10 protein-coding genes and 1 pseudogene are annotated in these 15,326 nt (G+C 63.1%); 1 reads left to right on the top strand and 10 read right to left on the bottom strand.

Annotated elements, in window-relative coordinates; translation table 11 throughout:
• Positions 1-5 precede the first annotated feature (5 nt).
• The 5 genes and pseudogenes from RT456_RS10110 to RT456_RS10090 form a co-directional block, all read right to left on the bottom strand.
• Complete coding sequence (locus tag RT456_RS10110) at positions 6-1,022, bottom strand: MoxR family ATPase (RefSeq protein WP_313345975.1); 1,017 nt, start codon at positions 1,020-1,022, stop codon at positions 6-8.
• 139 nt (positions 1,023-1,161) lie between these two features.
• Positions 1,162-1,452 (bottom strand): YkgJ family cysteine cluster protein, encoded by a 291-nt coding sequence (locus tag RT456_RS10105; protein WP_313345917.1) that lies wholly within the window; start codon positions 1,450-1,452, stop codon positions 1,162-1,164.
• Between the two features lie 1,067 nt (positions 1,453-2,519).
• Positions 2,520-3,056: pseudogene (locus RT456_RS10100) on the bottom strand (RHS repeat-associated core domain-containing protein); the annotation flags it as partial.
• A 664-nt stretch (positions 3,057-3,720) separates the two neighbouring features.
• Positions 3,721-4,074, bottom strand: a complete 354-nt coding sequence (locus RT456_RS10095; RefSeq protein ID WP_313345915.1) for a hypothetical protein — start codon at positions 4,072-4,074, stop codon at positions 3,721-3,723.
• The gene (locus RT456_RS10090) at positions 4,071-8,753 is read right to left on the bottom strand and encodes an RHS repeat-associated core domain-containing protein (protein ID WP_313345913.1); all 4,683 of its coding nucleotides are present in this window, start codon (positions 8,751-8,753) and stop codon (positions 4,071-4,073) included. The genes RT456_RS10095 and RT456_RS10090 overlap by 4 nt, the downstream gene beginning before the upstream one ends.
• 968 nt (positions 8,754-9,721) lie before the next feature.
• Here RT456_RS10090 and RT456_RS10085 point away from each other — a divergent pair.
• The gene (locus tag RT456_RS10085; protein WP_313345910.1) at positions 9,722-9,916 is read left to right on the top strand and encodes a hypothetical protein; all 195 of its coding nucleotides are present in this window, start codon (positions 9,722-9,724) and stop codon (positions 9,914-9,916) included.
• A 172-nt stretch (positions 9,917-10,088) separates the two neighbouring features.
• On the opposite strand, the gene RT456_RS10080 is transcribed toward RT456_RS10085, so the two are convergent.
• The 5 genes from RT456_RS10080 to RT456_RS10060 are packed head-to-tail and all read right to left on the bottom strand — an operon-like array spanning position 10,089 to position 15,163.
• Positions 10,089-12,068 (bottom strand): type IV pilus secretin PilQ family protein, encoded by a 1,980-nt coding sequence (locus RT456_RS10080; protein WP_313345908.1) that lies wholly within the window; start codon positions 12,066-12,068, stop codon positions 10,089-10,091.
• 20 nt (positions 12,069-12,088) lie between these two features.
• Complete coding sequence (locus RT456_RS10075; RefSeq protein ID WP_313345972.1) at positions 12,089-12,586, bottom strand: pilus assembly protein PilP; 498 nt, start codon at positions 12,584-12,586, stop codon at positions 12,089-12,091.
• Positions 12,587-12,621: 35 nt separating this feature from the next.
• The gene (locus tag RT456_RS10070) at positions 12,622-13,296 is read right to left on the bottom strand and encodes a type 4a pilus biogenesis protein PilO (RefSeq protein WP_313345906.1); all 675 of its coding nucleotides are present in this window, start codon (positions 13,294-13,296) and stop codon (positions 12,622-12,624) included.
• Positions 13,293-14,105, bottom strand: coding sequence for a PilN domain-containing protein (locus RT456_RS10065; RefSeq protein WP_313345903.1), 813 nt, complete (start codon positions 14,103-14,105; stop codon positions 13,293-13,295). The genes RT456_RS10070 and RT456_RS10065 overlap by 4 nt, the downstream gene beginning before the upstream one ends.
• Positions 14,105-15,163 (bottom strand): pilus assembly protein PilM, encoded by a 1,059-nt coding sequence (locus RT456_RS10060; protein WP_038686523.1) that lies wholly within the window; start codon positions 15,161-15,163, stop codon positions 14,105-14,107. The genes RT456_RS10065 and RT456_RS10060 overlap by 1 nt, the downstream gene beginning before the upstream one ends.
• Positions 15,164-15,326 lie beyond the last annotated feature (163 nt).

Here is a 15,326-nt window from a genome sequence, read left to right as displayed (position 1 = left end):
ACGACTCAGGGCACCGGTACGCGGGCAATCAGTTCGGCCACCAGCCGCTCACCATCCCAGCCTTCGGCAGTGGCTTCGTAGCTGGGCAGCACGCGGTGGCGCAGCACGTCAGGGGCCACGCTGCGGACATCGTCGGGCGTGACGAAGTCGCGGCCGGCAAGCCAGGCGCGCGCCCGGGCGCAGCGTTCCAATGCAATCGAGCCACGCGGGCTGGCGCCCCAGGCTATGCGTCGTGCCAGGGCCGGGTCGTAGCGGGCCGGGTCGCGCGTGGCCAGCACCAGTTCGATCAGGTAGCGCTCCAGCGCCGGGGCCATGTGCAGCGACAACACCGCCTTGCGCGCGGCGAACACGTCGTCCAGCGGCATCCGCGTTGGCGCCGGCGCGGCCGTGCCCAGCGCATCGCGGGCGCGTTCGCGGGCCAGGCGCAGGATCTCCGCCTCGGCGTCCGAATCGGGATAGCCGATGCGCACGTGCATCAGGAACCGGTCCAGCTGCGCTTCGGGCAGCGGGAAGGTTCCTTCCTGTTCGATCGGATTCTGGGTGGCCATCACCAGGAACAGCGGTGGCAGCGCGTAGGTGTGTCGCCCCACGGTGACCTGGCGTTCGCCCATCGCCTCCAGCAGTGCCGATTGCACCTTGGCCGGGGCACGGTTGATCTCGTCGGCGAGCAGGATGGGATGGAAGATCGGGCCGGGCACGAACTCGAAGCGCCCTTCCTGCTGGCGCCAGATCTCGGTACCGGTCAGGTCGGACGGCAGCAGGTCGGGGGTGAACTGCACACGCGAGAAGTCTGCTTCCAGCCGCGCCGCCAGGGCGCGGATGGCCGTGGTCTTGGCCAGGCCCGGCGCGCCCTCGACCAGCAGGTGGCCATCGGCCAGCAATGCGGTCAGCAGGCGCTCGACCAGTTCCGCCTGGCCGACGATCTCGGCCGACAGGCCGTCGCGCAGGGCACGGAAGCCGTCATGCAGCCGGTCGTGGTCCACAGCGGTGGAGGAGGAAGGAGGGGCGTCGAGTCCGGGCATGGGGGGTGGCAGGTTCATGGCGTCCATCTGACCCACGCAACAGGCGTAAGGTTCCGCCTACATGATGGCAGGCTGGGAGCCGGGCCGGTATCAAGATTGCCTGAACGCAAGCGCCTCGACCTCACCTGCGAGCCGGCACCTAGCGCGGTTCGGAGGCAGCCTCGGCACCGCGGTCGGTGAAGATGGCCCTGCAATACGCTCCGCCCATCACAAACTTACGGCACACCGTCGGGCGGCTGTCGTAGATCCCACAGTTCCTGTTGACGCGATCCAGCGCCACGCACCAGCCATCCGCTGCCTTGGCCATCACGCGCACGCCGTCTGACAGCGTGGTGGTGAGATGCGGTGGAATGTGCCCGGAGGATGCATCCAGCACGACGGTCAATCGACAGCACTGGGCGGTGCATTTGGAGCAGCTTGCTGCCGCCATGTGGATCACCTGCTTGGATCGGCACGACCGGCACGATGCCCGCCGGTCCCGGAATGCAGCGTGAAGCACGAACCCGCAGGCCTGAACGGAGGGCCGCACGCGGACGGCCTGAAGCTCGAACGAGACCCAAAACAAACACAGCCGATGCTGATCGTTTTGCAGGCAGCAACCTGGTAGATCTCGTGCATTCCCGGGTTACGTATTGCCGTGCTCTCAAAATCGTGGATGTCCGCTCCAGCTTTCACGCCACTCACCTTGAAACGCGGCTTCGGGGAAGCGGGCTACAACAGAAGCAAGGTCCCCAAGCGCGACGCGGACGTGTCCGGAAAATGCTGCCATACACCGAGATCACCGCTTTCCTCTCGTTCCGGATGACGCAAGCAGAGCCAAGCCAACCACGCTGAAGAAGATGACGGCGCGGCGAGGAATGGTCTTTTGATCCCTCTCTACCATTCCAGCAATAAAGTCTGGCGAGCGCCCCGCTCCCTTGGCTTCAGAGCCATGCGCTCGCATGTCGTTCATAGTGAAGACGACCGTAAAAATGGCTATAGAAGCCAAGAAGGCAACGGCCACCTGTCGCAACCATGGTCGGGAGGCAAACACTCCCACGACGGTCGCAACGCCTGCCAGTGATATCAACGCGACAGTAGCACTCATCATTTCGGGCACCCGCACAATGCGATCGGCGAGCCATTGACTTCCATATTGGCGATGACTGCACCATTGTGAATATCCTTAAGGCTGTCCGCATCAAAATCGAACTTTCCGCTCCCGCCCATCGCATCTGTAGCGTCGAAATAGATGCCACCAGCGATCACCAACGCTAGACCTGTACGGCCACCGTAGTGAATTCCAGAATAGCCGGCTATGAAGTTGCCAAACTCAGCAGCAGATAGCTTCCCGACCAATGGCGCCACAAAAGTGCTGTTCGACTGATTCATCTTGAAATCAAACTTGCCAAATCCCCCGTGATTACTGAGTGCGTTGGCTGTTCGCTGCGGCAACGGAGCAGACATGTCTTGTTTCGCCTCATCAAGGATCGCTCGCGTCTCGCAAGCGCTGTAGTCTTTCAAGCCCCAAGGATCAATCCGATCAACTGGATTTCCCGACACGTAGCCATAGGTATTCAGCCCGCCAATCAGACCTATGGGATCACTCTGCGAATACCGACCCGCCACCGGATCATAGTCCCGCTGGTAGTTGTAGAACATCCCACTTGCATCGGTCGCCTGCTACCCAGGGAACCGCAGCGCCAGATCGAATGCCACTCCATCCCCATCCGGATCGCTGCTCGGGATCTGGTTCCCGAACACCTCGCTCTTGTTGCTCCACTCCCAGATCGCCACGTCACGCACCGGGTCGATGACCACGCGCGGGGTGCCCAGGTGATCGGACTGGATGTAGGACAGCTCCGGCACACCAGTGGCCGCGGTGTTGAGCAGCGCCACCGGATAGTTGTCCAGCCAGATCGCCTGCTGCAGCGGTGCGCCGGTAGCGGCGTAGTTGCCCAGCCACTGGCCGGCCTCGTCATACAGAGTGAGCTGCGCGTCACCTGCCGTCGGCGCGCGCAGCACCCGCTCGCCACGGTGGTCGTCAAGAATGGCTCCGATCTCTGGCGCTAAACCGGTGGATTAAAGCAATTCAACTGAACTTCATTCTGCACCAGGCAACCCGTTCTCAGACAGCTCTTCCATGCACAAGAGCACTCTCCGCCGTGGCTGCCGAGTTCAAAAGCCCAGTCATAGACCTCGAAGTGACCATGACTAGCCCTCCATCATCTTCGTTGATCCGGACACTATCAGACGGACACCTTGGCGAACCATTCTTTGCGGGCCTGCGGGAAAGCCATGCCACAGCAAAGCCAAAAAGATGGACCGTCTCGTCATTCCGCGTTGGGAGCGTGCTCCGAGTAGTCAATCGTCCTTGTCACCACTCCATTTCGGTCATACCACCGCCATACCCCAGTCTTTTGTCCAGACTCGAACTGCCCCCGCAAATGAATGTATCCATCCTCTGCAGCTACAAAAGGCCCGTCAGCGATTTCGCACGCCTTTGATGCGCCGCCCTTTCCCCATGGCTCTATCTTCAGACGAGCGGGCTTGGCGCATTCGATTTGCTCATCTTCCAGTGGATTCGCTGAAGCCCCCCGTTGACCTTCAGCGCACGAAGAACATAGAAGCGCGATAAGAATGAGAACAGAGTGGTTACGCATACTTACCTCAACCCAGGAACCTTGGAACTTAGCCGACGAAGATGGACCCAGCTGCGTCAGCGAGACGCGGCGTGACGCCACATGAGACTAGCCAATAGAGCTACAAGCTCCATGAAAATGTATGCGGCACCCAGCAATGCCACAGCCAGCCAACCCGAAGCAACGCCGGGGCCGCAATGCACAGAAGTCAGGCAGTGGGCAACCCGCGCGAACACGAACGCGTCCAGACACAAAAGTGCAAGTAGAGCTACTGCAATCAGCAAGCTCAAGTATCGCGAGGACCCCTTCCGTTTAGCGAAGATGAACCCGCTACGCACCATCTGCACCACTCGAAAAGGAATTATTCCGATTGCCAGTAGGCCAACCCCACCGAGTAAGTACAGGGCGAGATCCACAGAAAGCTCTTTCATGGCTCTTTCCTTACCTGCTTTCGTAGATTTCCAGGCCAGAATGTCCCAGCTTCAACGTGTGGAAATGAAGGCTGACCCTGAAGTGCGGACGAGGCCATCATAGAGCATTGAAATGGACCAGCAGAAGGAAGGGTGCTTGCCTTATCAATTATGCTCTCTTCCTCTGCGCGAGTCGTACCCTTGCAGTTCTTCTCAACCTTCTGTGGCGAGTGGAACTTAATGAACTGGCTCATGCTCGCAGCCTCCCCTGTAACAATGCCGCTGCTACCGCCACCATTTGACTCGCCGTAGCTGCCGGCAGGATCATACAGAATTGGCCCGCCCTGTCCGTCACCCTGAGACGAGAACACGGCTGCGTGATCTCTTATATTTCCTGTAGCCACTGTTGTCAGCAAGCAGGTTTCCAACCCCAGCGCATCAGTTGCAAACAGCGGGTTTGCCGCAACGTACCCGTAACTATTGATCCCTCCGCGCAGTCCGATCGGGTCACTCTGCGAGTAGCGCCCTACGGACTGGTCATACTCCCTTTGATAGTTATAGAACAGCCCACTTGGAGCGGTCGCCTGCTGACCCGGGAACCGCAGCGCCAGCTCAAACGCTGCCCCATCACCATCAGGGTCCACGCTCGGCGCCTGGTTGCCGAACACTTCGCTCTTGTTGCTCCACTCCCAGATTGCGACGTCACGCGCCGGATCAATCACTACGCGCGGTGTGCCCAGGTGATCTGGCTGGATGTAAGCCAGCTCCGGTACGCCGGTGGTTGCCGCGCTGATCAGCGCGATCGGATAATTGTCCAGCCAGATCGCCTGCTGCACCGGTGAGCCGCTGGCGCTGTAGTTGCCCAGCCACTGGCCGGCCTCGTCATATAGCGTGACCTGCGCGTCGCCCGTCGTCGGCGCGCGCAGCACCCGCTCGCCACGGTGGTTGTAGGTGTAGGCCTCCAAGACCGCACCGGCCTGCTTCACCTGGCTCATGCGGTTGGCGTCGTTGTAGACGTACTCCTTGCCGCCGATGCTGAGGGTGTTGCCTGCCGCATCGTGGTTGCGTGCCTCCCCGTCTACCGCCAGCAGGCGATGGCTGTCAGCCGGGTAGATGTAGTTTGCGGTGCCGCTGGCGGTGGTCAGCGAGGTGCGGTTGCCGGTGGCGTCGTAGCCGTAGGTCTCGATCGGCGTGCTGGTGGGGCCGTCCTGGGTCTGGGTTAGGCGACCCAGCGCGTCGTAGGCATATTTGGCCTCTACGGTTGCGCCGGTACCGCTCTTCAACTCGGTGATGCTGCCCACCGGGTCGTAGCCGAAGCCCAGCGACAAGCCACCGGCGGCGGGGTCATGCACCGCCTGCGGGCGGTAGTCGGTGTCCACCGGGCGCTGCAACTGCCGGCCGTTGCCGTACGTCCAGCCCGTCGCCGGGCCGAAGGGTGCGTGGGTGACGTTGCTCACCACCAGCTGGCGCGTCTGCCCCGGGCGGGTCAGACTGATCTGGCTGATGCGGCCGAGGCTGTCACGCACGTAGTCGGCAATGCTGCCATCCGGGTAGGTCAGCTGCGCGAGGCGCCCACCCGCCGTATAGGCGTAACGCAGGGTGCTGCTCACGCCGTTGACGGTCTGCACTTTGCGGGTGACCTGCCCGAAGCGGTCGTAGCAGTAAGCCGTGCTGCCGCCTGCGTGCAGCACCTGCGCCAAGCGACCTTTGGCGAAGCGCTCGCTCGCTGCGCATGCGGCCGGGGCCGTGTCATAGGTGTAACCGATGCCTAGATTCGGGTCGGGGTAGGCGACGCCGGTCAGGCGGTTGAGCGCGTCGTAATAGTAGGTGGCCGTGATGCCACGTGCATCGGTGCGGGTCTTGCGGTTGCCCGCCGCATCCACGGTGAAGCCGGTACCGCCGCTGTCCGGGCTGGCCTGCCCGGTGAGGTCGCCGAAGCCATTGTAGGCATAGCTGGTGTGCAGGCCCTTGGGGTCGGTGACCTGGGTGACCTGGTCCAGCGCGTTGTAGCTGGATTTGATCTCGGCCTCGATGCCGCCTACGTCCTGCAGGTTGCGCGCGAGGCGATTCAGCGGGTCGTGCTGCTGGGTGGTCACCCGCTGCAAGGCGTCGGTCACGCTGGCCGGGTTGCCCTCTGCGTCGTAGGTGAAGGCGGTGGCGTGATTGCCGGCGTCCTTCAACGTGGTCAGCTGGCCCAGCGTGTTGTAGATACGGGCCAGCGTGCGGCGCAGCGTGCCGGCGGTGTCTACCGTATCCTCCTTGAGGCGGTTGCCGGCGTTGTCCAGGCTGTAGTGGACGGTATTGCCCGCGCTGTCGGCAATGTCGGTGAGGCGCTGGGCAGCATCGTAGACGTAGGTGACCGTGCTGCCGTCGGGCTCGGTGACTTCCTGCACCTGCCCGGTGGGCCAGTAACTGATCTGGGTGGTGCGGTTACTGGCCGGCGTATCGCCGCGCACGCTGACCGAGGTGGGCCAGCCGCGCGGATGGTAGGTGTAATCGGTGATGACGCCGTTGCTGTCCACGACCGACAGCGGGCGGCCGACGGTGTCGTAGGCAAGCGTCTGCACGGTCTGGGCCAGCGCGTTGCTCACGCTGAGCAGATCGCCCTTGCGGAAGTTGCAGGTGCCCGTGCTGCCAGTCGCGCATCCGGCATCGTCGGCGGCGTAGTAGCTGTAGGTCACCACGTCGCTCACGTCGGTGCGTGGACCGTCCACCTGCTTGAGCAGGCCCAGCACCGGGCAGGTACCGCCAGCAGTCACATCGGCCGCCTCGCAGTAGCTCAGCGTGGTGGTACGTACTTGATTGGTAGTGGTGTCGCGTACGGCGATGGTGGCCGGCTGCAGGCGTGCGTTACGGGTAATGTGCGTCTCGCGGTTGCCAATGCGGCTGAGCGCCACACGGTTGCTGGCCACGACGGTCTGGGTTTCGATGACGCGCTGTTCGGGCAGGCCAACAGCCTCGGTGGCAGTCTGCACGCTCACCGGTTGCCCGCTTACCGTGTCGGTACCGGTGCCATACACGTACTTGGTCTGGATGCCACGGCGGTCTGTGACGGTGTTGAGCCTGCGACGGAAGTCCTGCGCGGCCGGATAGTAGGTACGGCTCACGGCGCCTTCGGTGTCGGTCAGGCCGGTCACCTTGCGCGGATAGCCTTCGCCAGCCGTGCCACTGAGGCCGTAGGTGGTGACATGACCAAGGGCGTCGGTGACGATGGTGGTGCCGGCCGGCGTGTAGACCAGCCGCGTGCCGTCGATGCCCACATCGGCCTGAGTGCAGTCGCCCGAGTGACGGCTGCAGATGGCGCGGCCCTTGGAATCGTAGTCGTACCAGCTATAGCGGCGCGAGTCTTCCGCAGTGATGCCGGTGAGGTAGCGCGGGAATTTGGTGTTTTCGTAGTGGTACACGCGGGACGACGCGCCGGCGTATGCCACGCTGGCTACCTGGCCATTGGCGTTGTAGGTGTAGCTGGCGACCAACTGGCCGCCCACAGAAAGCGCACTGACCAGGGCTTCGTCGCCTGCCACTTCGTAGTGGAACAACAAGGCACGCCCGCTGGAATGGGTAATGGACAGCAGGCGGCCGCGCGGATCGTAGAGGTATGCCAGGGTGGTGCCGTCTTCGCGGGCACGCTGTTGCAGGCGGCCGTCGGCATCGAACATCATTACCTCGTCGGCGTGGTAGAGCGTCCACGTGGTGCCCTGCTGAACGAGGCGATCACCGCTGCCATTGATGGCTTCATAGCTGGTGCCGACCTGGTTGAACGCGGTATGCGTGCCGTCAATATCCACCATGCCCACCAGCAGCGTGTTGCTGGGCGGGAATCCGCCGCTGTCCACGCCGATGGCGAGGCGGATGTTGTGCGAGTGGGTCCAGTTGGGCCCGAAGCCCCCCGCGGGTGCGGAGGTCATGGAGTTGAAGTGGCGCACAAACTGGATCCAGCCCAGGTCCAGGTCAGGCTCGGCTTGCGTCTTGTTGCCGGTGGTCGGCTCGCAGGGATTGCCTACCGGGCATTGCTGGGTGAGCGGCGTGCTGGAGTAGTTGAGCAGCATCTGCGCCGCTTGTTCCTGCATCGGCTCCATGCCGCAGGCGTTCAATTCTGGTCGCCAGGCCATCAGCATGGTATTGGGGCACTGTACGGTGCGGTGACGCGACAGTGAGACGCTCCCTTGAACCGGATCGCAGCCACCTGTTGCGGGATTGGCCATGTAGTACGGTGTCGCGTAGCTTGCAGACTCGCCGGTGTTGCTGCCATCTGCTCCATCGCCGTCGCCGCCGCCGGGGATACCGGACCACGGGCCGGGAATGACCTCGGTGGCTGGGCAACCCGGCGCCGAAACCCTGTCCGCCTTGATGGCGGCGACGACCGCCTGCTCGGTGGCATACGCCTGGCTCTTGAACGTGTACTCCCAGTCCGTGATCACCAGCTTGGCGGGCTTTATCTGGTAGTCGTAAGAGACCTTATCCTTTCCCACCTTGGAACCGGCAACGTGCCAAGTGATAGGACCCGCTTCCTCGAACGGGGAGAAGTTGTTCTCGATGGCCTGCTGGGCCTGGCGCTCGGTGGTGAGCGTCTGGCCGAAGGCTGCGATGGTCTCCCATTTCTTCTCCACCTCCTGCGCATGGGCAAGTGGGGCGGACGAGAGGGCGATGAGAGCCACGAGTGCGCGCTGGCGCCGGGTGTGCTGCACGAAACGGGACATTCCGGTGCTCCTTCCTGGAGGGGAACTGCTCGTTGATTGAGATGGGCGTTTGAGTCGACGTGCGCAGCTTTCCGGCTGGGCGGCGACGAGTGCCGGCAAGGTATGAATCGAAGGGCTGTCTGGTCAAGGTTGAAAACGACAGGCTTCTCACTTCCTTAGGTATTCGAGGGTTGGAGCAACCAACTTTCGGCAACATTTCAGGAGCTGCGCGGAGGTTTCCCAAGGCAGTTGCCGCCATATCCATGCACTTCCTCCCCGCGGTTCCGCCACGCGGGTGAGGACGAACGGCCCTGAGTGGGCACGAAGGGTACGCCCGACCAGGTCGGGCGCACGGCCACGAACGATCAGGAACGTCGAATCAGGGGACCCCGGCCTGCGCCAATGCGTCATTCACGGCAGACGTAATCGAACTTCCGTATCCGCTGTTGGCGTTGCTGTTGCAGTTAAGCCGAGCGCGGAAGATGACTCCATTGAGTTCTGCAGGCTCAAACCGACACGTACGCCGGGTTCCTGCACTGGACGGAAGCATGCGAACCACAGCGGCGTTTGCATCATCAATACTCGACCCCAAGCCAGCGACGGACCAGCTGCCCCCTCCTGACTTCCCGCAGCTGTAGGTGAATCGAAATCCATGTAGCTCGGGGTAATACGCGCCCTGCGCGGGGGCACTGCAATAGGCACCCGTTGCTGCCATTTCAGTCGCGATCGCCAACGCATTGTTCGCTGCGATCGTCGGGGAGCTGCCTACTGCCGTGATCGGACGCCCGCCGCACGAGAAATTTGCGTAGACACCGACTCCGTAGCTTCCCGTAGAAACGCTGCCCGTATTCGCCGAGCAGTTGAGGCCGGCCTCCCTGACCGCCAGGAAGCCTGCAAGATTCTGCAGGGCCTCCTCATGCGACACCCCAATGCCGTACACCTGGGCACCATTACAGGATCGCGTGGCGAGTGTTGCGGAAAGACTCGACATGGACGTGAACTGGGCGGCACCGCAGCTGAGCGCTGCAGCCCTGATCTCAGCAGACTGCGCAGAGGCTGAATTGTTTGGAACCAATGCCACCAAAACAGCTGCAGCGGCCGCTGCGATCAAAGATGACTTCATCATGTGGATCTCCGGCGTGCTATCCAGAGATGCTATTGATGACGACGACTTGCTCTCCTAAGGCTTTGCCCTCCGAGCGTGTAGGGAAACCACCCGCCACTGCCAAACCGAGCAAGCGGTCACCAGCCAGCCTTCATCACATGCCCGGTTTGGCTGCCAATGGCTAAAAAAAAATCCGATGCAGCAACAGCCGCATCGGATTCTCTGACAATCAGAAACTGCGCTGAAGTGGTTTAGTTGGTCTTGGCCACGCGCAGCACCTTCGGGGTGACGAAGACCAGCAGTTCGGCCTTGTCCTTGTTGCGGCTGCGCTTCTTGAACAGGTTGCCGAGGAACGGCACGTCGCCCAGGAACGGCACCTTGTTGACGCTGTTGCGGTCGGTGAACTCGTACACGCCACCGATCACAACCGTCTGGCCGTCATCCACCAGCACGGCGGTGTTCACTTCGCGGCGGTTGATCGACGGGACCTGGCCGTAGCCGTCCAGCACGATGTAGCTCTCGACTTCATCCTTCTTGACCGACATGTTCAGGAACACGCGGTTGTCGTTGGTGATGGTCGGGGTGACCTTCAGTTCGAGCAGCACTTCCTTGAACTGCACGTTCGGCGTGGCAGCCTGGCCACCGGTACCGCCGGTGATGGTCACGTAGCCAATTTCCTTACCCTGCTTGATCACCGCCTCACGCTGGTTGGTGGTGACCACACGCGGGTTGGAGATCACTTCGCCGCGCGATTCCTGCTGCATGGCCGACAGTTCGACGTCCAGCAGGTAGCCCGCGTTGAGGATCGACAGCGCCAGCGAACCCGGGTTGCTGGCCGCCGCAACCGGCAGGTTCCAGTTCAGGTTCGGGGTGTTGAAGACCCGGCCCGGTGCCACCGGAATCGGACCGCCATTGGCATTGTATTCGGCCAGTGCTTCCTGGTACTCGGCATTGGCCTCGGAGTTGTCATTGATGTTCTTGTGGTTCTGATCGGTATTGCCGCCGAACCACACGTTGTTGCGACTGCCGGAGATGCCGAACTTGGCACCCAGCTCACGCGCAAACGTATCGGTGGCGATGACGATGCGGCTTTCGATCAGCACCTGGTCGACCGGACGATCGATCACGTTGATCAGCTCACGCATGCGCGCGATCTTCTTCGGGATGTCGCTGATCATGAGCGTGTTGGTGCGCTCGTCGGCGACGATACGGCCGCGCGAGGACAGGAAACCACTGTCTTCCTGCGACGAACCACCACCACCACCACCGCTGCCGCCACCGCCACCACCGCCACCGCCGATACCCTTGGCCTCGGTCAGCGCTTTGAAGATCGCCGCCGCGTTGTGGTAGTTGATCTGGATGTAGTCGGTGATCAGGTCTTCGCGGTTTTCAATCGCGATGCGGGCGTCTTCCTTGTCCTGCTCGAACTTGGCCAGCTCCGGCTGCGGAGCCACCCAGATCACGCCGCCTTCGCGACGCTTGTCCAGGCCCTTGGCGCGCAGCACGATGTCCAGCGCCTGGTCCCACGGCACGTTGACAAGACGCAGGGTGACATTGCCTTCGACGCTGTCGGAGGCCACCACGTTCAGGTTGGACTCCTCGGCGATCAACTGCAGCACGGTGCGTACCGGCACGTCCTGGAAGTTGAAGGTCACCGGCTTGCCGCTGTAGCCGCGCTGGGCCACTGCTGCCGCGGCCTGGGTCACGGTGGTCGCGTTCATCGCGCCGGAGGCCGGAGCACTCTTGCGCGGGGTGATCTCGACCACGTACTCATTGCCGGTCTGGTAGGCCAGCGAGTCGAACGCGGTGTTGGTGTTCAGCACCAGCTGCGTGCCGCCGCCATAGGGCTTGGGCTCGATGCGCTGCACCGGGGTGGCGAAGTCGGTCACGTTGATCGACTTCTGCAGGTTCTCCGGCAGGGTCGCGTTGCCAACGTCGATCACGACGCTGTTGCCCTGGTTGCGCAGGTCCGGATTGGCGCCCTTGCCGTCGAACTGCAGGATCAGCCGGCCCGCGCCGTCTTCACCACGCTTGAAGTCGATCTTGGACACCGCCAGCGAAGCCGGTGCGGTGGCCGGCGCAGCGCCAGCCGCCGGAGTGGTGGCAGGTGCCGCCGGCGTTGCCGCCATCAGCGTGCCATTGGCCACCATGAGCGCGACTCCCAGCGCGCACAGGTGGATCAGCTTCGGGCGCCGGGCGGGACGCTGCAGCATGGCGTTGGAAAAGGTCATCGTGCTATCCCCATAATCATTCATTGATCTTCAAGCGCAAGCGATGCAGGCCGTTCCAGCCAGCCGCCCGCGCCATCCGGCACCAGTTCAATCAGTTCGATCCGGTCTTCGAAGACCCCGGTCACCCGGCCGTCGCTCTGCCCCAGATAGACGCCCGGACGCACCCGATAGGTGACCTTGTCCGGCGCCATCACCAGCGCGACGAGTGCGCCGCCCTTGCCAATCGAACCGACCATGTCCAAGGCGTCCAGCGGGAAGGCTTCCAGCGGCTCCTTGCGGCGGTTCGGATCCGGGCGCAGGCCCGAGCCACCGGCCTGGGGGTTGGCCCAGGCGTCGGTGAACGGATCGCGCATGCCCTGCGCGGAATACTCGAACGTCTCGAACTGCTGCATTACCGGCAGCGGTTCCAGCGGCGGCGCCGGGCGGGCGCGCACGTCGGCGACCCACTTTTCCAGGTTCGGCGCGTCGCCCGGGGTGCTGGTGGTGCTGCGTGCGCAGCCCGCCAGCAGGACCAGCATCAGCAGGCCGCAGATGCGCGCGGTGCTAACCAGGTTCATGGCTTGCCTCCGTTCGGGCCTGCTGCCTGTGCGGCGGCTTTCTCCTGCGCTTCCATTTCCACGTCGTCCAGGTAGCGGTAGGTCTTGACCGTGCCGGAAAGCTCCAGCGCACCGCTGCGGGCAGTGATGCCGGTCTTGGGGTCCTTGGGCTTCAGGTTGATGTCGTGCATGGTCAGGATGACCACGCGCGGCAGCGAGGCCACGCCGCTGACGAACGCACCGAACTGGTGGTAGCTGCCCACCATGCGCAGAGCGATCGGCTTCTCGGCGTAGAACTCCTTCGGCACTTCTTCACCCGGCTGGAACAGCTCGTTGACCAGGCCGCTGGACAACGCGGTCTGCGAGATGTCGATGATCAGGTCCGGCATTTCGGTCTTGCTGGGCAGCTGGCGCAGCATCTGCTGCAGCACCTGCTCCATCTGGGCCAGCTGCTGCTTGAGCGGCTCCAGGTTGACTGCACGCCCCTGCTCCTTCTCGAAGTCCGCGCGCAGGCCGACCTCGGTCTGTTCCAGCGAGGCCAGCTCGTCGCGCTTGCCACTGATCAGCACGAACCAGGAGGCAACAATGATCAGCAGGGCCAGCAAGGCACAGAAGACGATCTTCGCCTGCTGCGGCCAGCTGCCGATGTTGTTGAAATCCAGGTCCTTCAGATTGACTTTCTTCTGGCTCATGCGGCCCCCTTCTGCGGCGTGCTCGACGCGGCCGGTTGTGCGGTCGGGGCGGGGACGATGCGGCTGCCCGATGGCGCCGGCGGTGCCGGCGGCGGGCCTGCGGGCGCACTGCCATCAGCCGGTGCAGGTGCCAGCGGCGCTACACCGGGCGCAGCAGGCGGTGCGGCGGCCGGATCGGTACCCGGTGCCACCACGCTGCCATCCGGCGCAATGCCGTCAACGGCTTCGCTCTGCGCCGGCAGGGTCACCTTGACCACGAACATATACGGCAGGGCCGAGATGTCCGAGACCGGGCCGATCGGCTTGTCCTTGTCCTCGTCAGGCTTCTTGGCTTCGATCACCGACAGTTCCGGCTTGGTCATCCAACCCGAATTCTCCAGGTTGCGCATGTACGCGCTGACCCGGGCATTGGACTGGGTACGACCTTCCAGGGTCAGGATGTCGCCTTCCTGCTTGATGCCGGTCAGCACCAGACCATCCGGAATGGTGCGGACCAGGGCGTCAAACAGGTGCACCATCTGCGAACGCTTGGCCTGCAGCTGCTCGATCACCTTCTTGCGCGCCAGCAGGCGGTCCTTCTGGCGATCCAGGCGGTCGATTTCCTTGTTCTGTTCCTTGACCCGGTCGATCTCGGCCTGCAGGAAGGTATTGCGATCCCCCTGCCCGCTGACCTGGCGGTCGTAATAGAACCAGATCAGCGCGGACAGCACGACGCCCGCGATGGCCGCAAAGCCAAGCATGGTCATGAACTCGCGCTGGCGTTGCTTGCGCCGCTCGGCGCGCCAGGGCAATAGATTGATTCTTGCCATCAGTCAAAGCTCCTCAGCGCCAGACCGGTGGCGATCATCAGCGCCGGGGCGTCCTGGGCCAGGGCGTGTGCCTGTACCTTCGGACCCAGCGTCATCTGTGCCAGCGGATTGGCCACCACAGTGGCCACACCCAGCTGCTCCTCCACCATCTCCGGCAGACCGGCCAGCGCCGCGCAACCGCCGGCCAGCACGATGTGGTCGACCCGGTTGAACTCACTGCCTGCATAGAAGAACTGCAACAGGCGGCTGATCTGCTGGACCGTGGCTTCCTTGAACGGCTCGAGCACTTCCATCTCGTAGCTTTCCGGCAGCCCGCCCTGGCGCTTGGCCAGACCGGCTTCCTCGTAGGTCAGCCCGTAGCGGCGCATGACCTCGTCGGTCAGCTGCTTGCCGCCGAACACCTGCTCACGGCTGTACAGGCTGCGCCCGCCGCGGAGGACGTTCAGGGTGGTCATGGTGGCACCGATGTCCACCAGCGCGACCACGCCATCACTGGCGATCGGCAGTTCGCTGGCGACCAGCGCGAAGGCGTTTTCGACCGCGAAGGCCTCCACGTCCATCACCCTGGCGGTCAGTCCGCCCAGCTCCAGCGCCGATTGGCGCAGCTCCACGTTCTCCGAGCGCGAGGCCGCCAGCAACACCTGGACCATCTCCGGGTTGTTGGGAATGGCGCCCAGCACCTCGAAATCGAGGTTCACTTCCTCGATCGGATACGGGATGTAGTTGACCGCCTCGAGCTCGACCTGGGCTTCCATGTCGTTCTCGTCCAGGTCGGCCGGCATCGGGATGAGCTTGGTGATGACCGCCGAGCCAGCCACGGCCGCGGCAGCATGCCGGGCCTTGGTGCCTGAACGGTTCACCGCGCGGCGGATGGCCTCACCCACGGCCTCCACTTCCACGATGTTCTTCTCCACGACCGCATTGGGCGGAAGTGGTTCCACAGCATAGTGTTCCACACGGAAACGATTGCCGCTGCGGGAAAGCTGCAAGAGCTTTACTGCAGTCGAACTGATATCGACGCCAATAAGCGGCGACTGGCTTTTTGGGATAAGCCCCACGGTTTCTCCCCTGCCGACGGGCACTTGGACGCATAACCTGCGCCCGCGCATTAATAACGTTTTTTTTGCAAATCGCAACCATCAACATGCAAAGCGTGCACTGCGGCACGTTTCACACGTCCCCTGACGGTGATCGAAATGCGCTCCCCGGGAACAACCCCAG

The sequence above is a fragment of the Stenotrophomonas sp. genome (assembly GCF_032099025.1).
Classification (GTDB): Bacteria; Pseudomonadota; Gammaproteobacteria; order Xanthomonadales; family Xanthomonadaceae; genus Stenotrophomonas.
Note: the sequence above shows the minus strand (reverse complement) of the source record. Positions and strands in the feature narration are given on the sequence as shown.